Origin of the sequence: Candidatus Sororendozoicomonas aggregata, from assembly GCF_031528575.1 — a bacterium.
Lineage (GTDB): Bacteria > Pseudomonadota > Gammaproteobacteria > Pseudomonadales > Endozoicomonadaceae > Endonucleibacter > Endonucleibacter aggregata.
The window spans coordinates 1-26,860 of sequence record NZ_JAVLSP010000028.1; the positions used below are offsets into that span (position 1 = coordinate 1).

Annotated in this window: 28 protein-coding genes and 1 pseudogene; 21 read left to right on the plus strand and 8 right to left on the minus strand. The window is 46.6% G+C overall.

Annotated elements, in window-relative coordinates; all coding sequences use genetic code 11:
* Positions 1 to 275 precede the first annotated feature (275 nt).
* Positions 276 to 1,475 (plus strand): sodium/glutamate symporter, encoded by a 1,200-nt coding sequence (gene gltS / locus V4C51_RS07380; RefSeq protein ID WP_330925503.1) that lies wholly within the window; start codon positions 276 to 278, stop codon positions 1,473 to 1,475.
* A 92-nt stretch (positions 1,476 to 1,567) separates the two neighbouring features.
* On the opposite strand, the gene V4C51_RS07385 is transcribed toward gltS, so the two are convergent.
* Complete coding sequence (locus tag V4C51_RS07385) at positions 1,568 to 1,912, minus strand: hypothetical protein (protein WP_330925504.1); 345 nt, start codon at positions 1,910 to 1,912, stop codon at positions 1,568 to 1,570.
* 77 nt (positions 1,913 to 1,989) lie between these two features.
* Positions 1,990 to 2,175, minus strand: a complete 186-nt coding sequence (locus tag V4C51_RS07390; RefSeq protein ID WP_330925505.1) for a hypothetical protein — start codon at positions 2,173 to 2,175, stop codon at positions 1,990 to 1,992.
* Positions 2,176 to 2,261: 86 nt separating this feature from the next.
* Here V4C51_RS07390 and recJ point away from each other — a divergent pair, with 86 nt between their 5' ends.
* Positions 2,262 to 3,992, plus strand: a complete 1,731-nt coding sequence (gene recJ / locus V4C51_RS07395) for a single-stranded-DNA-specific exonuclease RecJ (protein ID WP_330925506.1) — start codon at positions 2,262 to 2,264, stop codon at positions 3,990 to 3,992.
* Positions 3,993 to 4,038: 46 nt separating this feature from the next.
* On the opposite strand, the gene V4C51_RS07400 is transcribed toward recJ, so the two are convergent.
* Together V4C51_RS07400 and V4C51_RS07405 are read right to left on the minus strand one after the other, a co-directional pair.
* A complete protein-coding gene (locus tag V4C51_RS07400) occupies positions 4,039 to 4,575 on the minus strand; it encodes a YfiR family protein (protein WP_330925507.1) in 537 nt (178 codons plus the stop codon).
* A 15-nt stretch (positions 4,576 to 4,590) separates the two neighbouring features.
* A complete protein-coding gene (locus V4C51_RS07405) occupies positions 4,591 to 6,726 on the minus strand; it encodes a TonB-dependent receptor plug domain-containing protein (RefSeq protein WP_330925508.1) in 2,136 nt (711 codons plus the stop codon).
* Between the two features lie 294 nt (positions 6,727 to 7,020).
* Between V4C51_RS07405 and V4C51_RS07410 the strand changes: the two genes are divergently transcribed.
* The 19 genes and pseudogenes from V4C51_RS07410 to V4C51_RS07495 all read left to right on the plus strand — a co-directional run bounded on the left by V4C51_RS07410 (position 7,021) and on the right by V4C51_RS07495 (position 23,479).
* A complete protein-coding gene (locus tag V4C51_RS07410; protein WP_330925509.1) occupies positions 7,021 to 7,818 on the plus strand; it encodes an enoyl-ACP reductase FabI in 798 nt (265 codons plus the stop codon).
* Positions 7,819 to 8,003: 185 nt separating this feature from the next.
* On the plus strand, positions 8,004 to 8,594 hold the full coding sequence (locus V4C51_RS07415) for a C2H2-type zinc finger protein (protein ID WP_330925510.1): 591 nt from the start codon (positions 8,004 to 8,006) through the stop codon (positions 8,592 to 8,594).
* Between the two features lie 212 nt (positions 8,595 to 8,806).
* Complete coding sequence (locus tag V4C51_RS07420) at positions 8,807 to 9,472, plus strand: C2H2-type zinc finger protein (RefSeq protein WP_330925511.1); 666 nt, start codon at positions 8,807 to 8,809, stop codon at positions 9,470 to 9,472.
* Positions 9,473 to 10,097: 625 nt separating this feature from the next.
* Positions 10,098 to 10,175: pseudogene (locus V4C51_RS17925) on the plus strand (hypothetical protein); the annotation flags it as partial.
* A 312-nt stretch (positions 10,176 to 10,487) separates the two neighbouring features.
* Complete coding sequence (locus V4C51_RS07425; RefSeq protein ID WP_330925512.1) at positions 10,488 to 10,763, plus strand: hypothetical protein; 276 nt, start codon at positions 10,488 to 10,490, stop codon at positions 10,761 to 10,763.
* A 384-nt stretch (positions 10,764 to 11,147) separates the two neighbouring features.
* Positions 11,148 to 11,468, plus strand: a complete 321-nt coding sequence (locus tag V4C51_RS07430) for a hypothetical protein (protein ID WP_330925513.1) — start codon at positions 11,148 to 11,150, stop codon at positions 11,466 to 11,468.
* Positions 11,381 to 11,782, plus strand: a complete 402-nt coding sequence (locus V4C51_RS07435; protein ID WP_420797639.1) for a hypothetical protein — start codon at positions 11,381 to 11,383, stop codon at positions 11,780 to 11,782. The genes V4C51_RS07430 and V4C51_RS07435 overlap by 88 nt, the downstream gene beginning before the upstream one ends.
* A 239-nt stretch (positions 11,783 to 12,021) precedes the next feature.
* On the plus strand, positions 12,022 to 12,609 hold the full coding sequence (locus tag V4C51_RS07440) for a C2H2-type zinc finger protein (protein WP_330925515.1): 588 nt from the start codon (positions 12,022 to 12,024) through the stop codon (positions 12,607 to 12,609).
* 438 nt (positions 12,610 to 13,047) lie between these two features.
* A complete protein-coding gene (locus V4C51_RS07445; protein WP_330925516.1) occupies positions 13,048 to 13,623 on the plus strand; it encodes a C2H2-type zinc finger protein in 576 nt (191 codons plus the stop codon).
* 324 nt (positions 13,624 to 13,947) lie between these two features.
* Positions 13,948 to 14,589 (plus strand): C2H2-type zinc finger protein, encoded by a 642-nt coding sequence (locus tag V4C51_RS07450; RefSeq protein ID WP_330925517.1) that lies wholly within the window; start codon positions 13,948 to 13,950, stop codon positions 14,587 to 14,589.
* A 172-nt stretch (positions 14,590 to 14,761) separates the two neighbouring features.
* The gene (locus V4C51_RS07455) at positions 14,762 to 15,418 is read left to right on the plus strand and encodes a C2H2-type zinc finger protein (protein WP_330925518.1); all 657 of its coding nucleotides are present in this window, start codon (positions 14,762 to 14,764) and stop codon (positions 15,416 to 15,418) included.
* A gap of 525 nt (positions 15,419 to 15,943) precedes the next feature.
* Positions 15,944 to 16,609, plus strand: coding sequence for a C2H2-type zinc finger protein (locus tag V4C51_RS07460; RefSeq protein WP_330925519.1), 666 nt, complete (start codon positions 15,944 to 15,946; stop codon positions 16,607 to 16,609).
* A 598-nt stretch (positions 16,610 to 17,207) separates the two neighbouring features.
* The gene (locus V4C51_RS07465; protein WP_330925520.1) at positions 17,208 to 17,909 is read left to right on the plus strand and encodes a C2H2-type zinc finger protein; all 702 of its coding nucleotides are present in this window, start codon (positions 17,208 to 17,210) and stop codon (positions 17,907 to 17,909) included.
* 198 nt (positions 17,910 to 18,107) lie between these two features.
* Complete coding sequence (locus tag V4C51_RS07470) at positions 18,108 to 18,773, plus strand: C2H2-type zinc finger protein (RefSeq protein WP_330925521.1); 666 nt, start codon at positions 18,108 to 18,110, stop codon at positions 18,771 to 18,773.
* Positions 18,774 to 18,968: 195 nt separating this feature from the next.
* Positions 18,969 to 19,697, plus strand: a complete 729-nt coding sequence (locus tag V4C51_RS07475) for a C2H2-type zinc finger protein (RefSeq protein ID WP_330925522.1) — start codon at positions 18,969 to 18,971, stop codon at positions 19,695 to 19,697.
* A 244-nt stretch (positions 19,698 to 19,941) separates the two neighbouring features.
* Positions 19,942 to 20,655, plus strand: coding sequence for a C2H2-type zinc finger protein (locus V4C51_RS07480; protein ID WP_330925523.1), 714 nt, complete (start codon positions 19,942 to 19,944; stop codon positions 20,653 to 20,655).
* 201 nt (positions 20,656 to 20,856) lie between these two features.
* Positions 20,857 to 21,579, plus strand: a complete 723-nt coding sequence (locus V4C51_RS07485) for a C2H2-type zinc finger protein (protein ID WP_330925524.1) — start codon at positions 20,857 to 20,859, stop codon at positions 21,577 to 21,579.
* Positions 21,580 to 21,806: 227 nt separating this feature from the next.
* A complete protein-coding gene (locus V4C51_RS07490) occupies positions 21,807 to 22,538 on the plus strand; it encodes a C2H2-type zinc finger protein (RefSeq protein ID WP_330925525.1) in 732 nt (243 codons plus the stop codon).
* 227 nt (positions 22,539 to 22,765) lie between these two features.
* Positions 22,766 to 23,479, plus strand: coding sequence for a C2H2-type zinc finger protein (locus V4C51_RS07495; RefSeq protein ID WP_330925526.1), 714 nt, complete (start codon positions 22,766 to 22,768; stop codon positions 23,477 to 23,479).
* Positions 23,480 to 23,799: 320 nt separating this feature from the next.
* On the opposite strand, the gene V4C51_RS07500 is transcribed toward V4C51_RS07495, so the two are convergent.
* The 4 genes from V4C51_RS07500 to V4C51_RS07515 all read right to left on the minus strand — a co-directional run bounded on the left by V4C51_RS07500 (position 23,800) and on the right by V4C51_RS07515 (position 26,792).
* Complete coding sequence (locus tag V4C51_RS07500; RefSeq protein WP_330925527.1) at positions 23,800 to 24,651, minus strand: DUF2797 domain-containing protein; 852 nt, start codon at positions 24,649 to 24,651, stop codon at positions 23,800 to 23,802.
* A gap of 2 nt (positions 24,652 to 24,653) precedes the next feature.
* A complete protein-coding gene (locus V4C51_RS07505) occupies positions 24,654 to 24,911 on the minus strand; it encodes a YeaC family protein (protein ID WP_330925528.1) in 258 nt (85 codons plus the stop codon).
* Positions 24,912 to 25,011: 100 nt separating this feature from the next.
* Positions 25,012 to 25,911 (minus strand): rhomboid family intramembrane serine protease, encoded by a 900-nt coding sequence (locus V4C51_RS07510; RefSeq protein WP_330925529.1) that lies wholly within the window; start codon positions 25,909 to 25,911, stop codon positions 25,012 to 25,014.
* Positions 25,908 to 26,792, minus strand: coding sequence for an NAD(+) kinase (locus V4C51_RS07515; protein WP_330925530.1), 885 nt, complete (start codon positions 26,790 to 26,792; stop codon positions 25,908 to 25,910). Before V4C51_RS07515 ends, V4C51_RS07510 begins: the two co-directional genes overlap by 4 nt.
* Positions 26,793 to 26,860: the final 68 nt, after the last annotated feature.

Sequence of the window (26,860 nt, forward strand, 5' to 3'; positions counted from 1 at the left end):
AGAAAGTGCGAGAAAGTGCGAGAAAGTGCGAGAAAGTGCGAGAAAGTGCGGCCATATTTTCCGATGAATTTGCTTAAATAGGTCAACTATTCGCACAAATCCATCGAAAAATCTGGCTCGCTCTACTGAATTTTATGCTCGAAAGCATAAGTCCGACAGGCTCCTGGTGAATTGATATCTGCTACGACATTAACTATTCCGAAAAAATATTTAAACTCACTTTTTATCTCTTTTGCTGCTATCTTTTATAAAAAGGATTTTGAGTGCATTGAACTATGACACACCTATCAGGGATACATTTACTCTGCCTGGCCATCCTCAGCCTGTTTATTGGTCACTACATAACGAATAAGGTTCAGATTTTAAAGCGATGTCACATTCCCTCACCCGTAACCGGTGGACTTATCCTCAGCCTTGGACTCACTGGCATCACCGAGTTCTATGGCACGCAGTTCCACTATGACTTACAGCTGCGAGACTTATTATTACTAGGTTTTTTCGGCACTATCGGTTTATCTGCCCGGTTTCGTTTATTAATGAGTGGGGGTAAAACCATCGCGGCATTAATGGTTGTTGCCATCGTATTTCTGATCGTGCAAAACACTGCAGGAGTAGCCACCGCCATGGCAATGGGAGAAAACCCCATCTATGGCTTACTTGCAGGCACTATCACCTTTGCGGGTGGGCATGGGACAGCCATTACCTGGGGCAATTTTCTGGAACAACAGGGTTATAAGGATGTCATGGAGTTTGGTCTGGTGGCGGCCACCCTTGGGTTGATACTCGGTGGCCTGCTCGGAGGGCCTGTGGCAAGAAAACTGATTTCAAGGTATCAGTTATCAGGTGCCCCTTATTCTCCACAGCAGCATCAAACACAAGAAAAAAAGACACACGCCAGCTTCAAACTCAATAGTGAGCGCCTTCTGCCTGCTATATTTCTTATCTCGAGCTGTATCATTCTCGGTCATGGCGCGCAAAGCCTGCTCAAATCCTACAACATCGTTTTACCTGAATTTGTCCCGGTATTATTTGCGGGTATCATTATCACTAACCTTTCTGACCTGTTCAAAACCAACCTTCACCATGATGAGCTGAACGCCCTGGGTGATATTTGCCTTCAGTTGTTTATTACCATGAGTTTGATGACCATAAAATTGCAGCACCTTTCCAGTGTTGCGGGTGTCCTGGCAGGCATAACCATCGTCCAGGTTGTGGTGATTACACTGTTTGCCTGGTTTGTCGTCTTCCGCTTTGCGGGTAAAGACTACGACAGCAGTGTAATAACCGCGGGTTTCATTGGCATGGGCCTCGGTGCCACTCCCGTGGGTATGGCTAACATGAACACGTTAACCCATCGCTATGGTCCATCAACCAAAGCGTTTCTGGTCATTCCCCTGATCGGCTCTTTCTTTATTGATATCGCCAACGCCATTATTCTGAAAGGGTTTTTGGAACTCCCGGTGTTTACCGGATAGATGGGGAGTCTACGCGGGATTCCCCAACACGTTGCCAGTTGTCCTCCTACGCGGATGGCCTGATTGAAACCCGCTTACAGTGTCTGATCAGCTCACAAGCGCCGCACTTGAACGTGCTGGATTTTACCTTGATAAATAACCACATCCTCCAAGCCTGAATACTCAACACGCTCTCCTTCGTGCGTTTTACCCGCAAAATCAAAGGTGAAATGGATGATTCCAGGCTTTATTTCAGTCACACTGCTTACCTTCCACTGAAGCTGTGTAAACATCCCGTGGTGCTGTCTTTGCATCGACATAATGTCAGTCACTCCCAGAAAAAGCTCACCCTTTCCTGATCTAAACGTGGCACTTTCACAAAATAACCGGGTGATTTCTTCAAAGTTACTGTCGTTTGAGAGTTTAAAATAATACTCAGCTATTTCCAGTGGATTCATTTTGGTTACTGCTCCTGACCTGACAAGGCTCCTAGAAAAAATAGCGAACAAAGCTGAAACAAGGTAAGACCCCCCCTTCAGCCGCCACTTCGAACCCAGTAAAGGATAACTTGAGCAATCAATAAAACAAAGACCAGCACCATCGCTACTTTTGACAACCTGGACTGCTTCTGCGCATCCATCGGTTTGCCAAAGCGCTCTGTCAACGATACCACCAGCACCAGCGCCACCAGCAAACCCAATAAAATCACCAGCAGCTTCATCGTTTTATAACCCTCTGAAAAGTTAGGTATCTGCCTGGCAGCTCTGTCATACTTTAAAGCTCTTTATAGCTGATCACCGCAATAACATGCACAAACAGATTATTAATCGTCCTGTGGCACTTGAACAGTGCCAGTTTTCAGCGGGTATCTCACCACTGATGGCCCGAATCTACAGTGCCAGGGGCATTTTTAATAATGATGCCCTTAACAAACAGTTAACTAACCTGTTGGACTATCACCTGCTCAAAGATATTGACACTGCGGCCAGGCTTTTGGCAAATGGCATTATGCAAAAGCAACGCATCCTGATTGTCGGTGACTTTGACTGCGACGGTGCCACCAGTAGTACACTCGGTGTGCTGGCCCTACGGGCTATGGGCGCGCAGGTAGACTACCTTGTGCCTAACCGCTTTGAATACGGCTATGGCCTCACGCCTGCCATCGTCCATGTTACCCATAACTACCAGCCTGATATTCTGGTCACAGTGGATAATGGCATTTCCAGCATTGACGGGGTGAGAGCGGCCAAAGCCAGAGGATTAAAAGTCATTATTACCGACCACCACCTTGCCGGTCAGGCTTTGCCCGAGGCCGATGCCATTGTTAACCCCAACCAGCCCGAGTGCCTTTTTCCTGCCAAAAATACCGCCGGTGTCGGCATCATTTTTTATGTTATGTGCGCTTTACGGGCAGAATTAAAAACACGCGGCTGGTTTGATAATCGTCCCTTGCCAAATATGGCCCATTATCTCGACCTTGTCGCCCTCGGCACAGTGGCCGACGTGGTCAGCCTGGATCAAAACAACCGTATCCTGGTGTTTCAGGGATTAGCCCGGATTCGCGCCGGTCACTGCCGCCCTGGCATCAAAGCACTGGTTGATATCGCACGGCGAGACATTACCCGTTTAAACGCGTCAGACCTGGGCTTTGCCCTCGGACCAAGGCTTAATGCCGCTGGTCGACTGGATGATATGAGTATCGGGATTGAACTGCTCCTCACCGAATCGGCTAACCAGGCCCGGACACTGGCTGCTGAGCTCGATAGCCTGAATGAAGAACGCAAAGCCATAGAAGCCAGCATGCAGCGCGAAGCCATCTCGGCATTAGAAAGCCTTGAGTTTAACCATCATCAGAGCCTGCCCTGGGGACTGTGCCTGTACAAGGACGACTGGCACCAGGGAGTAATAGGCATTTTGGCCGCTCGCATTAAAGACCGCCTGAACCGTCCTGTCATTGCCTTTGCTGAGGGCGATAATGAAGAACTCAAGGGTTCGGCACGCTCCATTCCCGGCCTGCATATGCGCGATGCCCTGGACAGTATTGCCACAGAAAACCCGGGACTGATCAGCAAGTTTGGTGGCCATGCCATGGCGGCAGGTTTATCGTTAAAGGCGCCAGACCTGCCCCGCTTTGAAACCGCTTTTGACAATAAAGTGCGCGAGCTAATTGATGAAGCGGATCTTAATGCAAAAATCCCTACCGATGGGACACTCTCAGCAGAACAAATCACCCTGGAAACCGCCCTGTGCATCCGGGAGGGAGAGCCCTGGGGGCAACACTTTCCCGAGCCTGTCTTTCAGGGACAGTTTCAGATTACCCAGCAAAAACTGGTGGGACAGAAACATTTAAAAATGGTGCTGCAAGTGCCCAATGAACAGACCTGGATTGATGCCATTGCTTTTAATATTGATACGGCACAATGGCCCAACCCTTCAGTAACAACCATTGAGGCTGTCTACAAGCTAGATATTAATGAATTCCAGGGACAGCAAAATTTGCAATTAATGGTGGATTATCTCCACCCTGTAACGGGTTAAAACCGTTGTTAACCCCGAACCAGCGACCAGGGAGCGACACCCGCGGCTATTTGATCACTTTGGCCAGGCCGAGGAGTTGTGAGCTGATGTTCAAGCCAGAAGCTCTCACGGACTTCAGGTTCACCGTAAAGCGGATACGCCCGCCGCGCTCCTTGATTTGCACCATTCCCCCTTCCTTGGCAAACCCTGAACGGTCGCTGACAGAGAGTACCGATTTATCACTGAGCACCTTCGTCACAGTCCGGGTGTTAATATTGGCAGCGTTACCAATGAAGAGTAAATCACAGGTTTTCGAGCTATCGGCCAGGGTATTGCCTTGTTCCACACTAATGGCCATGCCTTTGGATGTTTTCCCTTCGGTGGTTTTCAGCTCAGAATACAAATCATTGTCACCAAAAACACACAGATTCAACTGTTTATCCGCCTGTATTTCCTCTGACCACTGAACATACCGGGTCAATTTAAAAACAATGGCCGCTTTTACCTTACTGGCGGTTGATGCCATCACCGGTGTTGCCACACTGGTAAACCCTGTAATAATAAGTGCTGCATGAAGGAACAAAGTAAAGGTGATTGTTTTCATACCGGCCTCCATTCCTTAAAATGTCCAACGCAGTTGCAGATAAGCAGACCGTTCAACGTTTGTCTGCGTTTGCCCGGTAAATACCTCATAAAACTGCAGTTGCCGGTGATGTAGCAAATTTTGTCCTACCAATGAGGCTTCCAACCCGGGTTTGAGTTCTTTTGCTATGCGTATATCCAGATTGGCGTTGTCTTTTATATTATTCACTTCGTAATGGGGATCTAAATGCAACTTACTCATGTATTTAAACCAGAGGTTTAACGTCCAGTCATCGGGCAGTTGCATAAAGGAGAACAGGTTCGCCGTATGTTTGGCCGCTATACCTTCAACAATGGCTTCATTACGCCGACCATAATCGTCTTTTCGTTGAGTATCAGCATCCACATTGATATAAGAATAATTAAGCCGTAATCGCCACCAGTCTTTTATTTGCCAGTCAGCGGCTATTTCAACCCCATGGGTAAACACTTCAAGGGTATTGCCCAAGATGGTTGGGAATACGACAGGTCCTGTTCCCCCAACTATCGGCGGTAGGTTTAATGGGTCGATACAGACGGGTTCGTCTTGTAGTACCGCGTCCTGAAAGCCACTTTGGCACTGGCCAGGCCCGTAATACTGATAGCTGGTCACATCTTTGTAGAAATTCAAATACCCCGCGATATCAACACTAAAATCCGGTGTTACTTGCCTTCTGAAACCAAGATCAAAGGCAGTGAGCTTTTCAGAGACCAAATCAGGGTTCCCACTGACGGCAAACATTGTATCATTGCCCTGGAGTATACCCGTATAGCTGATATTGGTAATTTCCAAACTCGTTTCGGACAATGCCGGTGTTTTTACCGCCCTCGACAGGGCCCCCCAAACGGTGGTTTCTTTGTTGGGTGTCCAGGAAAAACGCGCGTTCGGTTGTAACTCGCTCCCGGTGGTTTCATTATGCTGCACCCGGGTACTGAGGGTAAATTCCAGCGTTGGGGTATAACGGAAAGAGTCCTGAACAAAAAGGCTCCACAGTTTTTGACTAAATTTATTCTCTTTTAAGGTGACGTAATGATTCTTGCGCGGATCAAGGTTATACCAATCTATCCGGTAATTACCGCCCCAGACCAGGGTATGATCATCCCACCAGGAAAAACTGTGCTGAAATTCAATATCCCAGGTATCGCGCTTTTCATTCAGTCGCAAATCATCATTCTGGTAATATTCACCGTAGCTTTTCAGCATAACCTCGCCGTTGTCCAATGAGCGGGTGAACTTTGCCAGCACATTGCCCCCTCGTTGGGCGCGGTCTAAATTATTGACCGTTTTAAGTTGGTGCTGATCGGGGTCATAGACATAATACGGCGGCCGGGTTGAGCCTTCATAGATATCCGATTGCAGCGTAAAATCATCCCGGTCTGAAAAATACCGGTCAAAGCGAAACCCGGCCTGATGCATAAACCAGCCATCTCTGGCATCGCTGCCATCTTTGTTTTTTTGTCCGTCGCGCTCAAACCCCTGGGCATAAATCCGGTAGAACGTATCGTCGCTCAGCTCACCACCGTAGCGGACGGCGCCGGCGGTTTTTTCTTCTGTCCCCACACTACCCCGCAGCAGTCCTCCCTGGGTGTCTTCGGTGTGCTTGGTGATAATATTAATCACGCCGTTCACCGCGTTGGAACCCCAAAGGGCAGCGCCGGGGCCGCGGATCACCTCAATCCGGTCAATATCATCCATCATGACATTCTGCGCATCCCAATTCACCCCTGAGAACAAGGGGGTGTACACGGTGCGGCCATCAATCAGTACCAGCAGCTTATTGGCAAAAACGTAGTTAAAACCCCGGGCACTGAGAGACCAGGTGCTGCCATTGAGTTTGGCCACCTGCATACCAGGAACGGTTCGGAGCGCTTCTGGAATGGAGGTTATCCCAAGGTTGCGAATATCATCCTGGGTAATGGTATAAATAGCTGCCGCGGCATCAAACTGACGCTGAACTCGCCGGGAAACAGACGTCACCTGAAGTACCATCAGCTCCTGCAAACTAAAATCGAGTAGATCAACCGTCGATCCAAGATTATCATCAGCATGGACTGTGCCCCATAAAAAAGCGCCGAACACAACAGTGGACATAGCAGGTAAGGCTTTTCTTGTTGGCAATATCCTTATTTTCATAGCAAGTCGCGCACCCTGATTATGGCTACCAGAAAGCTATCGACCACCCGCTGCTGTTCTGTAGGCCTCTTTCCGGCAAAAGCACGACGTGTCAATAGGAGTATTTCATAGGGTATCGCCTGTTCTTCCCCCGGGTCTAAAGCAACTCCCGATCTCTGGCAACCCGTTTTACTGGATAAACCCGCCCCTTTTGTCACCCGTCCTTACAAAGCGCTACAACCGTGTGTCGAAATCCACACTTCCATGGCTTATACTGCCCGCACTGCTAATGGTTGCAAAAAGGTATAGCCTCTTATGGGATTTTTGAGCGGAAAACGTATTTTGATTGTTGGCGTTGCCAGCAAACACTCCATTGCTGCCGGTATTGCAGAAGCCATGCGCCGCGAAGGGGCTGAACTGGCCTTTACCTACCAGTCAGAGCGGCTGAAATCACGCGTCGTCAAGTTTGCCGAAAACTGGGGTTCGTCTGAAGACCTGTGCTTCCCCTGTGACGTCACCTCCGATGAAGAGATAGAGGCAGTCTTTACTGAACTTGGCAAACACTGGGATGGTCTCGATGGCATTATTCACTCTGTCGGCTTTGCCCCCGGCGACCAGCTCAGTGGCGACTTCCATAAAGTCACCACCCGCGAAGGCTTTCAGATTGCCCACGATATCAGTGCCTATAGCTTTATTGCCCTGGCCAAAGCCGGTGCCGCCATGATGGCAGGCCGTGATGGCGCCTTGCTGACATTGTCTTACCTCGGCGCTGAGCGTACCCTACCCAATTACAATGTGATGGGGCTGGCCAAAGCAAGCCTGGAGGCCAGTGTGCGCTACCTGGCTACCAGTATGGGGCCACAGGGTATTCGGGTGAATGGCATCTCCGCCGGCCCCATTAAAACCCTGGCGGCTTCCGGTATTGGCAGCTTCCGTAAAATGCTTACCCATAATGAAGAGCGTGCACCCTTGCGCCGCAATGTCTCTCAGCTGGAAGTGGGAAATGTGGCCGCATTTCTGTGCTCAGACTTAGCCTCTGGAATCTCTGGTGAAATCACTCATGTGGATTGTGGGTTTAATGTGACAGCCATGGGATCCCTCGACAGCGAGTAATAGCAATGGCCTTTTCTAACTACCGTGATGAAAAGGCAGCACCAATGGAACAGGGAGACTCTCTTTAAAAAGCATCTATCGTGACGATGTTAATGCTTCAGCTATACGCTGCCTATTACCGGGTAAAATAAACTACAATTGTTAGGAGCCTGTGTTATGAGCCTGTCGCTGAAAGGAGTTTCAACATGCCTAAGCGTCAACGTAAACCCAAGAAAATAAGTACCTGCGACTTCTGCGACTACAAGAGTCCTAGAAAGAGGGATGTCGCCAGACACATGCTAACGCACACAGGAGAAAAACCTTATCCCTGCAGATACTGCTCAAAACGCTTTGCCGCTAGTGACAATTGTACCAGACACGAAAGAATCCATACTGGAGAGAAACCTTACACTTGCAGCGCCTGTGGTAAATCGTTTAACCAAATTTGTAATACCAAAACGCACATTCTCTATGTTCACAGTGGCCTTGGCGAAGTCAACACAACTACCAAGGTAGAGCAATTAACCGATGGACACACCGTTACCTCCACAACCCACAGCGTTGAAACAAAAACAGAGACCACCGTGGTGTCTCAGGTAATTTCTTCCAACGGCAGCAAAGCGCTTGTCAGAACCGTTAAAGAAACAGCAGCGCCTTACACAACACACACAACTGTTTTGCAAGACGATCAAACAGCTATTGTGGATATAGATATGAGTGGCCTGACACCCCTTGAAATTTTAGCTGAGGTGGCGTTAGCTAATGCAGGGCTAACTGTTAATAAACCTCAAGATTGAGCCAGAGTTAAAGGCAGGGGCAATTTTCGGCGCAACTTGTTAGTTATTATTCTGAGCAGGTTTTCTATACGTCATACGGCATTTATATACCAGCCCCTGATAACTACACGCCTTATTTCAAAAATTTCTAAGAAGCAGTCCGTTTTCTGCCCATTGACAGGTGCGTTAGACTATATTAACGGCAGGCATCTACCACTGAACAAAACGTCAACATGAATGAAAATGAACATACCTGCGATATATGCAAAAAGACTTTCACTACTAAGGGGAATCTCGTCAGGCACGTCAAAGCACACACGAATGAGAAATCTTTTCCTTGCACTCAGCCTGGCTGTGACAAAATATTTGTCAGAAGTGATCATCTCAAGATTCACATAAGAAAACATACAGGACAAAAACCTTATCGCTGCTCTTACTGTGAGAAATGTTTTATTACTTCCAGCGATCGTACTAGGCACCAAAGAACCCACACCGGAGAGAAACTATTCAGTTGCAGTGTTTGTTTAAAACCGTACACTGATTATAGTAGTGTCTCAAAACACATAAAAACAAATCACGTTGGCATTGATGCCCGAGTCATCACAGCCACAAGCACGCAACAATTGCCAGATGGCAACCAGGCCGCATGCACAACCCATATGTTCCAAACCAACGACTCAGTCATAACGGTATCTCAGGTAGATGCTGCCAATGGCGGCAAAGCACTTGTCAGAACCGTTGAGGCAACAGCAGCACCTTACACGACACACACAACTGTTTTGCAAGGCAACCAACCACCGGTTATAGCTACCAGTATCCCAACACCCCTTGAAATTTTAGCTGAAGTAGCAGTAGCATCAGGCAAGCTAGACCCAGCCGTTAATAACGCCGACGATTAAGGCATAATAAAAGACGAGTCCGATATTCGGTAACACCTGTTAGTTATTATTCTGTGCACGACTGAGATCCTCAAACGACATCTGCATACTAACCCCTGGTCAACTACACACCTTATTGCAAAAATTCCAAATTCCTAAGAAGCGGTCTTAAAAGTCTGTCCGTAGCAGAAGCACGAGAAATGGAGGATGAAAAGCTGCTTTTGTGAGGCGTGAGGCGTGAGGCGTGAGGCGTGAGGTGTGAGGTGTGAGGTGTGAGGTGTGAGGTGTGAGGTGTGAGGTGTGAGGTAATAGTGGCGCTATTTAACCGACAAAAACAGTTTTTCAGACCCATTTGTCCTGGCCGCAGTAGGAGCAAGACTTTTAAAACTGCTTCTAACCCGTATATTTCATAAACTGCCCTGAGAATTGCGCAGAACCTCGCGGCTCTAAGGGATTTTGCGAAGGAGCGCCGTATCGGGGAGTACGGTCGACTGAGCAAAACGCCTTTAGAGCCGCAAGGAGCAAGCAAGGCCAGGAGCATGTTTATGAAATATCCGGGTAATAGAAAGCCGTCCGTTTTCTGCCCATTGACAGGTGCGTTAGACTATATTGATGGTAGGCATCTACCACTGAACAAAACGTCAACATGAATGAAAATGGACATACCTGCGAAATATGCGAAAAGACTTTCAATCGAAGGGTCGATCTCGTCAGGCACTTTAGAACACACACGAATGAGAGACCTTTTCATTGTACCCATCTTGACTGTGACAAAAGATTTAAAAGAAAAGATGACCTCCGGGTTCACATAAGAAGACATACAGAACAAAAACCTTATCGCTGCTCTTACTGTGAGAAATGTTTTGTTACTTCCAGCGATCGTGATAGGCACCAAAGAACCCATACCGGAGAGAAACCATTCAGTTGCAGTGTTTGTTTAAAACCGTACTCTGATTATAGTAATGTCTCAAGACACATAAAAACAAATCACGTTGGCATTGATGCTCGAGTCATCACAAGCACAAGCACACAGCAATTGCCAGATGGCAACGAAGCTGCGTGCACAACCCATACGTTCAAAACCAACGACTCAGTCATAATGGTATCTCAGGTACATGCTGCCAATGGCGGCAAAGCGCTTGTCAGAACCGTTGAGGCAACAGCAGCGCCTTACACGACACACACAACTGTTTTGCAAGGCAACCAACCACCGGTTACAGCTACCAGTGGCCCAACACCCCTTGAAATTTTAGCTGAAGTAGCAGTAGCATCAGGCAAGCTAGACCTAGCCGCTAATAACGCCGACGATTAAGGCATAATAAAAGACAAGTCCGATATTCGGTAACACCTGTTAGTTATTATTCTGTGCACGACTGAGATCCTCAAACGACATCTGCATACTAGGAGCCTGTCGGACTTAAGGCAATTTCGGCCTGAAATCCAGAAAGAGCGGCCATATTTTCCGATGAATTTGCTTAAATAGGTCAACTATTCGCGCAAATTGATCAAAAACTCTGACTCGCCCTACTGAATTTCATGCTCGAAAGCTTAAGCCCGACAGGCTCCTGGCCCCTGGTCAACTACAAACTTTTATTTCAAAGATTGCTATTGATGAACAGTCCAATATGTGTGATGACAGGTGCGATGAACTATAATTGACAGGAGCAGTCTACCTCCCGGAGGAACCTCAACATGAATGAAAATAAAGCCTGTCCCATATGCTTTCGCGTTCCCAAAAAACCACAAGATCTCGCCAAGCACATTAGAAGCCACACGAAAGAGAGACCTTATCATTGCTCTTCATGTGACAAGAAATTTATTGAATCCAGTCACCTTAGAAGGCACGAGAGAAAACACACTGGAAATACCCCTTACAGCTGCCCTCACTGCCCTAGAAAATTTACCAGAATTGACCATTGCCAAGACCACATCAGATCCCACACGGGAGAAAAGCCTTATAGATGCCTTTACTGTGATAAAACTTATGCCTCTAGCAGCTCTCTTGGAAGACACGTAAAAAACCTGCATCCTCAAGTCGTCACCACAGCAAGTACACAGCCGATGGAAGATGGAAATACAGTTTCCTTCATAACCCATACATTCAAAACCAGCAACTTTGTCGAAGTCGAAGAAGTATCTCTGGTACACTCTGCCACTGGCACCGCAATTGTCAGAACCGTTGAAGCGCCTCACGCAGAATTAATAGCTGTTTCTTCAGACCAACAACCCCCTGTTATAGCCATTGATACCCCACAAGAAGAAACGCTTGAAGATTTAGCTGAATTGGCATCAAATAGGCCATACCTTCCCGTTAATACACCCGAAGATTGAGGGGTATGAGGGGTAATTGAAGGGTAATAAACGACAAATCCGATTCTTGTTAACACCTTTGTTCGTCATTTTTCTCTGTACGACCGATACACCTCAAACGGCATCTGCATATTAGCCGCGAATAAACGACAAACCCTTATTTCAAAGGTCGCTATTGAGAAACAATCCAGCTTCCACGCTTTGACAGGTGCAGAATACTCCAATCCACAGAAGCCCTCTGCACTGAAGGAAACATCAACATGCCCAAGCGCAATCCCAAACGCATGCATCACTGCACCCTATGCAGTAGCTTCTCTAGCTATAAACCGCAGGATGTCGTCACCCACATGAGAAGACACACGGGAGACAAACCTTTTCCCTGCAGTTACTGTAAAAAAAGCTTTGTTTCTAAACCCGAACAAACCAGGCACGAAAGAACCCACACCAAAGATAAACCTTACACTTGCGGTAATTGTGGTAGAGCGTTTTCTCAAATGTGTAATACTCGAACGCACATAACCAGGGTTCACAAGGGCGTTGGCGAAGTCATCACAACCACAATGACAGAGCAATTATCCGATGGCAACACAGTTACCTCCACAACCCACATAGCTGAAACCAAAACAGAAACCACCAGGGTGTCTCAAGTAATTTCTTCCAACGGCAGCAAAGCGTTTGTCAGAACCGTTGAAGCAACAGCAGCACCTTACACAAAAGTCACAACTGTTTCGCAAAACGACCAAACACCTCTTCTGGATATAGATATCAGTGGCCTGACACCCCTTCAAATTCTGGCTGAAGTGGCATCACTTAATCCAGACCTGAACGATAATAAATCCGAAGACTGAACAGTATTTCAAGGCAGGTTCGACTTTCGCTAAGAGCCTGACCGAGAATAGCGCCCGTAGCGAGGATTACGAGAAATTGAGGATAAAAATTTCTGCTTCTGAGGATAATAGTGGGGCTATTTGACGAAGAAGCAGGAATTTTTAGACCAATTTATCGCAACCGCAGTAGGGCAGTCTATTCTCGGTCAGGCTCCTAGAGAGAGGCATACCAATTTCTACGCAGTGGCAAGTGCGATAAACTACATTTTATAGATTGCGTCTACCACTGAAAGAGAGTTCCATATGCCTCACCCGTGTACCATATGCAACAAATTCACTGGCGAGAAACCGAGTGATCTCGTCAGGCACTTGCTAACACACACGGGAGAGAAACCTTTTGCTTGCTCCGACTGCGGGAAGTCTTTTGCTCAACTTAGTAATCTCAAAAGCCACCAAACAATGCACACGGGAGAGAAACCTTTTAGTTGCCATATCTGTGGGAGAAAATTTGCCAGAAGCAGCTATCTCAGCAAACACCTGAAATCCCATACGGGGGAAAAACCTTATAATTGCTCTCACTGTGGTCGAGCTTTTGCCTATTCCAGCGATTGTTCCAGGCACGAAGCATTACACACCATAAAAAAACGGGACATTTCCAGCACTTTTCGTCAAGGGCTTACTTTATCTGGTAATGCCAGAAAGCGCACAAGAAAACACAGCGGCGTTAATGCTGAAGTAGTCACAACCACCAGGGCAGAGCAATTTTTAGATGGAAACACAGCCACCTGCACGTCCCATACAGTCACAACCGACACCAATGTCACGAAGGTATCTCAGGTAAATTCTTCCACCGGCGGCACGGCGATTGTCAGAACCGTTACAACAATAGCAGCGCCTCACACAGCAATAACAACTGTTTCGCAAAGCGGACAATCACCCATTACAGACGTTACCAACTTGGCAGACCTTAACTTTTTTGCCGCGTTAGTATCAAATTTGCCCTACCTATCCAATGATAAACCTGAAGATTCATAAGAAGTTCCAGACGGGTTCGACTCTTAGCATTGCCTGATTATTTTTTTCATACACAATTACTATGCATCATATAACGTTAAGATACTTGCCTTCTGATCAACTTCAATTCATTATTTAACCATTGCTATTGATAAGCAGATCAATTTTTTTCGTTAGAAAGCTCGAATGCCTGCAATCGCCAGGAGCCTGTCCGACTTATGCTTTCGATCATAAAACTTTGGCCGCACTTTCTCGCACTTTCTCGCACTTTCTGTATTTTAGGCCGAAATTATCTTAAGTCCGACAGGCTCCTAAAGTATCTATATCACTGGAGGTAACTTCAACATGGGTAAATATACCTGCGATGCATGTAAAAGAGCTTTCAATAAAGAGTGCGATCTCAACAGACACGCGAGGTCACACACAGGAGAAAAAAATTTTAGTTGCCCTATGTGTCCGAAAAAGTTTACTAGAAATGACGCTCTCAACACCCACGTAAAAAGACACAAAGGAGAAAAGTCTCATCTTTGCGCGTACTGTACTAAAGCGTTTGTCACCATTGGCGATTGTAAAAAGCACGAATTAACCCACACCGGAGAGAAACGATACCGTTGTAGATTTTGTTCACGACAGTTTGCTCAATCAAGTGCCGCCTATAATCATGAAAGAATACAACACTCTGTAATGAATGCTCAAGTATCCACAATCACACATACACAGCCATTGCCTTATGGAAACATCACCTGCACAACCCACACGTTCACAGGCATTGGCGCTGAAACAACTACGGTATCTCGAATAAATTACCCCGAAGGCAGCGCGCTTGTAACCGTTCAAAAATCGCATCACGGAGAGGTAACAACTGTTACGCAAAGCGGACAACGAACTGTTACAACCTTTGATACCGGACAAAAATCAGGTCTGGACATTTTAGCTGAAGTGGCAACAAAGGCATTACCCATTCCTGATAATGACGCTGAAATGTGAGGAAGTTATAAAAGACAAATAAGATTTTTAGTAGTACTCGTAGTTATTATTATCACGACTTATATACGTAAAATAACATTACTATACTAATCCATGATCAACTATTTTCACGTTGACAGGCGCGATGAACTATACTCGACAAAAGTAGTCTACCGCTGAAGGAGACTTCAACATGCCTACAACTAGCCACCCGCATACCTGCAATATATGCAATAACTTCATTTCCTCTATAACAGCAGACATTCGCAGGCACTACTTGAACTTCCATTCAGAAACAAGGCCTTTCCCTTGCCCTGATTGCAGTATGCGTTTTCAAAGACCTGACCATCTCGATAGACATCAAAAAGCAGTACACAGGGGAGAAAAACCTTTTTCTTGCCCTCACTGTCCCCCCGACCGTCCCTCAGCTTTTGCTTCTCAACACCAGCTTACCGTACATATAAGAACTCACACCGGAGAAAGACCATTTAGTTGCGACAGTTGTGGTCAAAGATTTGTTCAATCCGCTCATCTCGCCACTCACCAAAAGAGAAGGCACAATAGGCTTGCTGCTCAAGCAAGTACAACCATAAGCTCGCAAGCATTACCTGATGGCAATCTGGCCGTGTACACAACCCACAGTTTCGATACCGGCAACTCAGCCAGAGCGGTAACCCAGGTAATCTCTCCTTATGTCAGAGCCACTGTAATCGTTCACACGGCGGATCACGCAACAATGACAGCGGTTACGCGAGACGGACAAGCACCTGTTACAGCCGTTGAAACCTCACTCCAAGATTCAGGGCTTAATCTTTTAGCTGATGTGGCATTAGGCAACTACCCAAAATAAACCGAAAGATTGAAGGGTAACAGAAAACAAGCCCCGTTTCTCGGTAGCACCTGGTAGCTATTATTTTGATCCCACTTATTACACGTAAGTCGACGTTAATACATCATCCTAATCAACTCTACAGCCTTCTATTTCAAAGATTACTACTGGAAAACAGCTCAGTTTTTGTGGTGTTTAGCCACAATACAAACGACAGAGCACATGCCACTAAAGGCGGTTTTTGTCAAACAAGTATGATTTCGGTAGTACTCTGTTGTTGTTATACTTGCACAATTGCTATACATCAGAAAACCCCAAGATACCCATCCATAGTCAACTAAAAAATTTTATTACAAAGATCACTGTTGACACGCGGCTTATTTTATGGCAACAAGCATCTCAATAAACTACAATTGACGAATGCTAGGAGCCAGTCGGACGTAAGACCATTTCGGCCTAAAATCCAGAAAGTGCGAGAAAGTGCGAGAAAGTGCGAGAAAGCATAAGTCCGACTGGCTCCTAGCTGACACTGAAAGAGGTATCAGTATGCCTTATAAATGCGAACCATGCGGTATCACTTTTCGTTATCTGAGTTGGTATACCAAACACTTAAGATCACACACAGGAGAAAGACCCTTTAAATGCCCTCACTGTACGTCAAGTTTTAAAGAGTCTCATCATCTCTCAAGACACGTAAAAAAACACACAGGAGAAAAACCTTATCATTGCACTTACTGTAATAAAAAATTTACCACAAATGACGATCTCAAAGTCCACACAAGAACACACACAGGAGAAAGACCTTATCATTGCATACACTGCGGAAGATTTTTTGTTCAGTCAAATCATCTCACTTTGCACATACAAAGACTGCACGGTAAGGCTAATTCTAAAGTAACCACAACCACAACCAGTCAACAATTAAAAGATGGAAAAGCAGTTGTATCCACAACCCACATGTTCAATGACACTGGCACTGACACCGGCACTGGCACTGGCACTGGCACAACGAGGGTATCCCAATTAACTTCCTCCAATGGCAGCGCCGCGATTGTCACCGTTAGAAGATTGCCTCACGCAGTGTTAACAACTATTAAGCAAGACACACAACCAGCCGCTACATTCATTGATATCCCACAAAAATCAGGGCTTGACTTGTTAGCTGAAGTGGCAGAATGGGTATCCAAACCTGGTAATAACTCCCAAGCTTGACGGTGAAATAACAGACAAATCTAATTTTTGGTAACACCTGTTAGTTATCATTCTTTTTCACGCCTAATTGAAGCGACCACAACCCAACTTACAGAGAAATCAGCTGGTGGAAACACCGTCACCCGCACCACCTATACACTCAAAGCTACTGGCATATTGGTATCCAAGGCACAATTTGACAAAGGCACATTCTGACAAAGAAGGCACCGTGACTGTATCCGACCAAGCAGGGCCTTACGGAGTATTAACACCTGTTTCGCAAACCAAAAAACTCTCTTTTATAGCCTAGGAGCCATACAGTCGTCACTCCCGCGAGGGCGAATCTACCAGAAAATGGACTCCCGCCTGCGCAGGAGTGACCAAAGTGATGGTTGTATATATATTAACGCTTGTTTGCACTAGTCAGATTCCTGATGCGATCTGGTAGATATTATTCTTAGCACAATATATAAGTCAAATGACGTCAATACCAGAATCGTATTAAATACAGAAATTTATGTTAAAATTTTATTTAATAACAGTTTAACTTCTATTTATTCCAGGTGCAGTATACTACATTTAACGGATCATTAATTCTTTCACTGGGGGAGGCCTCATCATGACTAATTTTTCCTGCGAAACATGCGGTAATAAATACAGTAAAAAGGAAAGCCTCGCCAAGCACGTAAAAACACATACGGGTAAACGTCGTAAGTGTCCTCATTGTGAGAAGACTTACGTGCGATCTCATAGTCTCAAAATCCACATAAGAACGCACACCGGGGAAAAACCTTATTCTTGCCCAGAATGTGATTATAAATGCACCAGAAGTGATTATCTCGATACCCATATGAGCATTCACACGGGTAAAAAACGTCATTCTTGCCTATTCTGTGACAGTACTTTTAATAAACGCCGCGATCTTTTAACTCACTCAGCACTCCATACCGGGCAAAAACCCTACGGTTGCAGCGCTTGTGGTGAACGTTTTAGACGTAGACCGAGTGTCACGAAGCACATAAATGAACAACACCCTAACACTGATACTGAAGTAACCACAACTCAATTTACAGAACTATTAGAAGATGGGCGAATCGCCATCTCCACCACCCATAAGTTCGAAGCCACTGGCATATCGGTATCCACGGTACATTGTGACAATGGCACCACGACTATATTCGATCAAACAGGGCCTTGGGGAGAATCAGTAGCTGTTTCGCAAACCGGACAACCACCCACTACTTGTCACCTGTCACCCCTTGAGCTTTTAGCTGAAGTGGCATTAAATCGAGAGCTATTCGATGATAAACCCGAAGATTGAGCGGACACTCCAGACGAGTCCAATTCCTGGTGGTCGCTGGTAGTTATTATTTCAAGGACACCTTATAATAGTCAAACGACGTTTATATACAGCCATTCATGTTTAAAAATTTTATTTAAGAACAGTTTAATCTCATTTCGTTCAAGTGCAATAGACTACAATTAACGTATGCAGTCTACCGCTGGACGGAACTTCAACATGCCTACTAAACGTACCTGCACTATATGCCAGCACATTGCTAATGATATAGAAACCCACATTCAACATATGCAAGAACACACAGAAGCGGAACAACAGAGTTATAAACGTAGTCATAGATATCAATGCAGACACTGTGAAGCCAGATTCAGGGCATCCAGTGAGCGTGTTATGCACGAAAGGATATATCACACGGGAGAAAAACCTTATAAATGCACTTTCTGTGAAAAGGTTTTTGTTAGTTCCAGCAAATGCTCTGCCCACGAAAGAGTCCATACCGGAGAGAAACCTTATAATTGCTCCTACTGTAATAAGGCTTTTTCTAGAAGCGGCAATCGTGATGACCATCAATTAAGACGTCACTCTACTACTACCAATCAAGTCATTACAACCCTCAGTAGCCAGCAATTAGCTGATGGAAATAGAACTGCCTGCACAACCCATACGTTCCCTGACACTACTGGCACTGGAAAAATGGAGGTGTCTCAAGTCAGTTCTGCCAATGGCAAAAACACCGCAACGGTATTCGTCCAGGCTGGGTCTTCCGCAAAAGTAACAACTGTTAAGCAAGGCCAACAAGAGCCTGTTACAGCCGTTGATATCCAACGGAGGAAAACAGCGCTTGAGATTTTAGCTGAAGCAGCAGCATCACTGGAATCCCAATAACTGAATAATAACCCTGAAGGTTGAGGGAGAAATAACAGACAAATCTGATTTTTGGTAGCACCTTATAATTAGCAAGCTGTGTAAGCCTCATATACGTCCAAGCCACTTAATTTGCCAAAATTTAATTACGAGGGTTTTTCAGGTGCTATAGACTACAATTGACAAATAACGTCTGTCATTCGGCGGAGCATCGACATGAATGAATATACTTGCAAATTATGCCAGAAATCTTTCGATGAAAAGTCAGATTTCACTGAACACATGAAAACACACAAAGGTGAAAAACGTTATAAATGTACTCATTGTTCCATGGCTTTCGCTAAACCTTCAAAGCTCAAAAGCCACACAAGGAAACACACCGGAGAAAAACCGTTTAAATGCCCGCATTGTCTAAAGCCTTTTGCTAGACCTTATAGTCTCAAAATCCACGTAAGAACGCACACCGGAGACAAGCCTCACCGTTGCGATATCTGTGGAAAAGATTTTACTACTGCCAGCAATCGTAAGGAGCACTTAAGAGTCCACACTCAAGAAAAACCATTTATTTGCAGTGCTTGTAATAAACGGTTTAGCCATAAAAAGACTGCCAAAAAGCACGCGAGCAACCAACACAAAGACACTAATGCTACGGTAATCACAACCCTGTCTAGCCGTAGATTAGATAATGGAACCACTGCTACATTCACAACCCATACGTTCCCTGACACCACTGGCACTGGCATAATGGAGGTGTCTCAAGTCAGCTCTGGCGATTCCGATGATGACAACACCACAACGGTATTCGTCCAGGCGGCAGGACCTTCCGCAGAAGTAATAACTGTTAAGCAAGGCCAACAAGAGCCTGTTACAGCCGTTGATACCTTCCAGGGAAAAACAGCCCTTGAGATTTTAGCTGATGTAGCACTATCACAGGAATTCCAATAACTGGATAATAACCCGGAAGGTTGAGGGAGCAATAACAGACAAATCCGATTTTTGGTAGCACCTGGTAATTATTGTTCTGTTGACGCCTGTTACACGTCAACCGGTGTTAAGATACTAGGAGCCTGACCCACTACGACCTTTTATTTCAACGCTTGCTATTGACAAGCAGTGCCCTTTATTAATTCAGGCACGTGGAATAGTCTACAATTGACAGGTAAAGTCTGTCACTGAATAGAGCGCTTCTATGAACGAATATCCTTGCGAAGTATGCCGGAAAACTTTCTCTAACCTGGAATGTCTCTCTGACCACATAAAAACACATACGGGTCAGAGAAATCATCAGTGCCCTCATTGTGGCAGGGCTTTTGCCGAAGCTGGAACTCTCAAAAGACACATAAGAACCCACACCGGGGAAAGACCGTATAAGTGTACTCATTGTGATAAGACTTTTACTCAAGCTGGCGCGCTGAAAATTCACATAAGAATACACACTGGAGAAAAACCCTACCCTTGCAAGGTCTGTGGAAAAGCTTTTGCTTCCAGCAGCGGTCGTGACTACCACTTTAGCGTCCACAGCCAGGATAAACCATTCGTTTGCAGCGCTTGTGAAGCTCAGTTCGGTCATAAAAGGTCTATCAAAAGGCACATAAAAAACATACACAAGGGCGCTGCTGAAGTCATCACAACCCTGTTTACCGAGCAATTAGGTGATGGAAAAATATCTACCTGCACAACCCACAGCACTGCAACAACGGCCACATCTGTGATACGTTCTCCCTATGGCAGCGTAACTGTAAGCGTTCAGGATTCACCTCAAGGAAAAATAACAACGGTTACGCAAAGCCAACAAGCACCCATTACAACCTTTGAAAGCCACCATAAAAAATCACGGCTTGACCACCTGGCTGAAGTAGCAGTAAAGGAATTACACCAATTGAATAATAACGCCAAAAGTTGACGGAAAAATAACAGACAAATTCCATATTCGGTAACACCTGGTAGTTATTATTCTGTGCACGCCCTACTGACTTTTATGCTCGAAAGCATAAGTCCGACAGGCTCCTGGCCCAAGATCGCCTGAAGCCCCTTATTTTTAAAGAGCGCTATTGATGCGTCGTCTTAAAAGGCGTGTCATTAATGGGGACTGCAATGGACTACAATGGATAAGAACCGTTTACTAATGGACGAAGCGAACATGCCTAAGTATGTCTGTCAATTGTGCCCTGCGGTTATGTACAATTATGGCGCCTTTACCAACCATGTGAGAGGCCATGCTCAAAATAAAACTCATCAGTGCCCTTACTGCTCAAGAGTTTTTGACCGGTCTGACACTTTCAAAACTCACGTAAGAAGCCACACGGGAGAGAGACCTTTTCCCTGCCTTCATCCTGGCTGTGGTAAAGCATTTGCCGATGCCCAGCATCTCAAACAGCACCAAAAAGTCCACTCGCAAGAGAAACCTTATAAGTGCCAATTCTGTCCAAGCGCTTTCAAACGAGCCGCACATCTCAGAGACCACAAAGAAGCAAAACACAGTGGCGCCAGCGCTCAAGTGATCACCAGCACAAGCTCACAGAGACTATCAAATGGAGACACCGCAACCTGCACGTCCTATACGTTCACAGCCACTGGCATGACGGTATACCAGCTACGCTCTGACACTGGCAGTGCCATGGTAACCGTCGCCGAATCACCTCAGGCAACAACAACCACCGTTACGCAAAGCCTGCTACCGAAGCCGGTCACAGTCACCCAAAGCATACCGTCGGCGGATTGTTTGCCCATTGTCCCGGACATTTTCCAGGATCTACCCGATGATTTACAGCAAATGTCAGCAAAATACGATTTCGATTCTGATAAAGCAGCGGCACCTGACGTTTAACCCAGCCCTTGTACAGAACCGCTACCTCAGTTCAACCAGTTCCCGCCACAAATCAGCCCCCTTAAGACAAGGATATGATAATGAAGCATTGAAAGCAGAAAGCCTGACCACCCATCCGACTCAATTGCCCTACTCATTATACCAATCGTCTTTTCTAACTACCGGTAACGGCGTCTGCGGTAAGCTATAATTAGTACGAACTTCCCACCAATGAAAGAAACGTCAACATGCCCAATCCCAACCCCATTCCCATTCCCGATGATTTAATCTGCACGCTATGCAATAGAAAGTTGTCCAGAAAGGATGCCTTTCGCCGACATATGCAAATACATGCTGGCGCTGACCAAAAATTTAAGTGCCCTCACTGTGACAAGTTATTTTATCGCACGGACCGCTACAGAATTCACGTAAGAAACCACACGGGAGAGAGACCTTTTCCCTGCCTTCACCCTGGCTGTGGTAAAGCGTTTACCACTAATCGCGACCTCATCCAGCATAGAGCACAAGTCCACATGGGGGAGAGACGTTTTAAGTGCCAACACTGCCAAAAGAGTTTCAAGCGCTCTACCCATCTCAAAGTCCACATAAAAACAGTACACGGTGAAACCAGTAATCAAGTGGTCACCACCACAAACACAGAGACACTTCCAGATGGCACCACTACAGCTTACATTTCCCATAAGTTCACAGCCACTGGCATAACGGTATACCAGCTACGCTCTGACACTGGCACTGCCATGGTAACCGTCGCCGAATCACCTCAGGCAACAACAACCAACGTTACGCAAAGCCGGCTACCGAAACCGATCACAGTCACCACAAGCGTACCGGCGGCGGATTGTTTTCCCATTGTCCCCGACATTTTCCCGGACATTTTCCCGGATCTACCCGATGATTTACAGCAAATGTCAGCAAAATACGATTTCGATTCTGATAAAGCAGCGGCACCTGACGTTTAACCCAGCCCTTGCACAGAACCGCTACCTCAGTTCAACCGGTTCCCGCCACAAATCAGCCTCCTTCAGACAAGGATATGGTAATGCAGCATTGAAAGCAGAAAGCCTGACCACCCATCCGACTCAATTGCCCTACTCATTATCCCAATCGTCTTTTCTAACTACCGGTAATGGCGTCTGCGGTAAGCCATAATTAGTACGAAATTACCATCACTGAAAGAAACATCAACATGCCCAATCCCAATCCCAATCCCATTCCCGATTATTTCATCTGCGAAATATGCAATAAAAAGTTGTCCTGTAAGAGAGCCTTGTCCCGGCATGTAAAAATGCATACTGACAAAACACTTAAGTGCCCTCACTGTGAAAAGTTATTTTCTCGCCCTGACCACTTAAGAATTCACGTAAGAATACACACGGGAGAGAGACCTTTTCCCTGCCTTCACCCTGGCTGTGGTAAAGCGTTTACCAGTAATCGCGACCTCACCCAGCATAGAGCACAAGTTCACATGGGGAATAGACCTTATAAGTGCAAACACTGCGGAGGGGATTTCAAGCGCTCTACCCATCTCAACGTCCACATAAATAGAGCACACGGTGATACTAGTCATCAAGTGGTCACCAGCACAAGCTCACAGATACTATCAAATGGAGACACCGCAACCTGCACGTCCCATACGTTCATAGCCACTGGCATAACGGTATACCAGCTACACTCTGACACTGGCAGTGCCATGGTAACCGTCGCCGAATCACCTCAGGCAACAACAACCACCGTTACGCAAAGCCTGCTACCGAAGCCGGTCACAGTCACCCAAAGCATACCGTCGGCGGATTGTTTGCCCATTGTCCCGGACATTTTCCAGGATCTACCCGATGATTTACAGCAAATGTCAGCAAAATACGATTTCGATTCTGATAAAGCAGCGGCACCTGACGTTTAACCCAGCCCTTGTACAGAACCGCTACCTCAGTTCAACCGGTTCCCGCCACAAATCAGCCCTCTTCAGACAAGGATATGGTAATGCAGCATTGAAAGCAGAAAGCCTTTAATCCGTCAGGCTCGATTACCCTGATCAGTAATACCAGGAGCCTGTCGGACTTAAGACAATTTCGGCCTAAAATCCAGAAAGCGCGGCCAGAATTTTCGATCAATTTGCTTAAATAGGTCAACTATTCGCACAAATTGATCGAAAATTCTGACTCGCCCTACTCAATTTTATGCTCGAAAGCATAAGTCCGACAGGCTCCTTGGCTCCGTGTTTTACTGGACGCTGACGTGTACCTGATACGCCGTATGTTTGCGTATATTGACCACTCCCGTATCCAGTAGCAGATATTGTCCTTTGATCCCCATTAATGTGCCTTCAATCACGGGCGTTTTATCAAAAGAGCGTGATATCACCTTGGTGGGGTATTCGAGCACCGGATAGTCCAGGGTCACCGGCTCAGGGCTTGACAATGCCTGAACCGACCGCAAACCATGGGCCTGTCGCAATGCTTCAATTCCCCTTTGATTGCCAGCCAGCAACGCTGTGGCAGCGTCTTGCACATCAATGGCCTCGGCAGGGCCTTTTAACATGGCCCGCCAGTTGGTCCGATCATTCACATGGGCTTTAAACAACACTTCCACTAATCCTGACAGGTAACGTGTAGCCACCCGGAAAAAAGGCAATGCCTGGGTTGCCCCCTGGTCAATCCAGCGGACAGGTATCTGAGTGGCACGGGTAATCCCCACCTTTAAACCGGATGAATTGGCCAGATAGACAATATGGTCGGTCATACAAAACTGATCGCCCCAACGGCTATCCCGGCAGGTTCCCTGATCATAGTGACACTTCTCGGGACTCATAATGCAAAGGTCACACTGGGGCAGCCTTTTAAAGCACACATAGCAATAGCCCTGGCTAAAGCTCTTTTTTGTCTTTTTGCCACAGTGGGTGCAGTGAATAGCGCCGGTGTGCTCAAGGACAATCTTTCGTCCCAGTAGCGGGTTCAAAGGGAGTTGCCACTCACCCACGCTCAGGGAATACCGTACGGTTTTATCCAGTGTCGCGGGCATCTTTGCCAGGGTGCCGGTCAGCTCACCGGCCTGTGCTAAATCCAATGGTGTCACGGTCAGTCCTTGAAGCGGATAATCGTATCAGATGTGTCAGCCGTCTCAGGCGTCATCCCTTTGCATTGCTGAGGCATATAACCAATACGCTCAGATGCCTCAACATATTTATACTCATACACAATTAATGCACGCAATGTTATATCCCGCTGCTCTTGTGTCAGCGCCACACCATTGGGCCATTTACCCCGCTCCAGAGACTGGCGCAGGTTCTGGTAAATAGCCGGTGTCATCCGTTCAATTAAATCATCAATATTCATGTAACGCGGATCACTCCTCCAGGAAATTGTCTTAAGTCCGACAGGCTCCTGGCCTTGCTTGCTCCTTGCGGCTCTAAGGGCAGTTTATGAAATATCCGGGCTAGTCCTGGCGGGCTTTACACTTAAAGAGCAACCCGACCAGCGCTCCAACCAGCGCACCTGATAACAGCCCACCCGTATGCGCCGCATTGGCAACCCGACCACCAGCAATACCATCGAATACGCCGGTATAGCCAATAATCAGATAAATCAGCATAAACCCATAAACAGCCGGCAATATACCGAACTGACACGATTTATCGAGTTTCTCGCGTACCAGACAATACCCGAGCAAGGCAAAAATCACCCCCGAGAAACCACCAAACAAGGCATTGGCACTGCCAAAAAAGTATTGTACGCCATTGGCGGCAATACCTGTTACCAGCACCAGAAAAAACAGCGGCCATGGCCCGTGTTTCTCTTCGATACGCTGACCCAAATCAAAAACCCACACCATATTAAATGCCAGGTGTAATAAACTGAAGTGCAAAAAAACAGGGGTAATCAACCGCCAATATTGACCGTAGTCCAGAGTCATTGTTAATGTGCCAAAGGCAATCAGCTCACCACCGGTGGCTTGTGGCACCTGCTCAAAAGGGACAAAAGTGAAAGGCTCTATCACCGACAAAAACTGGCCAAACCCACTGATCAAAGACACCCCAATGGACACCAGCAAAAAGCACCAGGTCATCGGGTATTGGCTAATACGTTTCCCGTTGATAAAGGCCGTCTTGTTAAACCCCTGGCGTTCAGGCGCGGGGGTTAACTGCATTAACCCACGCTGCCAATCCTCAAAGTAGCCAGTGACTGTTTCAATCAATCGGGCATCGGCCACCCACATCACTTGTTGCCCTGACTCTTCGGTAATTTTATGGAAAAGCCCCTGCCTGGACAAAAAGTAAGAAAAGGCACTCAAGTCTTGACCCACAGGCACGCTCAGCACCCGGTATAGTTCTCTCACCGGCAATGCTCCTGATGATTCCAGCGAAGTTTAGAGCGGCAGGCATCGTAAAAGTCATGGTGCTCGGGATGTAGCGACTTGAGCTGCCTGGCCTTCTTACGAATGGTAATACTGTCGTTAGGATGACCTAACAGATGAATCTGACCATCACAACTGATTTGTGGGTCGATATGATCCACTTCACAAATCACCAGCCTGACCTCGCTGTTACCTGATATCACCAGGGGGCGATTAGTGAGCATGTGGGGAAACATGGGCACCAGAACAATCGCATCTAACGCCGGGTGCATAATAGGGCCACCTCCCGACAGGGCGTAGGCTGTTGATCCCGTGGGCGTGGCGATAATAATACCATCGGAGCGCTGCTTGTAAACAAACTGCCCGTCAATGAACAATTCAAATTCAATAATGCGGGTGGACCGGCCAGGGTGCAGTACCACATCGTTCAACGCGCAGCCTTCATCAATAATCTGCCCATTACGCTCTACTTCCACCTCCAGAAGGAAGCGGTTTTCTTCAAGGTACTGACCATCGAGCACTTCCGACAAAAGCGTTTCCAGCTCACTGGGGCAGATGTCCGTTAAAAATCCTAACCGGCCATGGTTAACGCCAATCACCGGTATACCAAAATCCACCAGTGCACGGGCAGCCCCCAGTAAACTGCCATCCCCCCCCACTACAATCACCAGGTCACAGTGTTCTCCAAGGGCATCACGCACACAGATAGGATGGCAGTGGTTGGGGATCATATCCGTAATCCGGGAATCCAGTACAATAGTGACATCACGACTTTCCAGGAACGTGACCAGCCGACGCAAGGTATCTGCCACTTCAGACCGCCCATGACGGCCCGTCACTCCCACATGCTTGAACTGTTCCATAAATAATCAACACTTCATCTTTCTTATTGAAAACATAGACCATCAACTGATAATACCAATACCCCGCA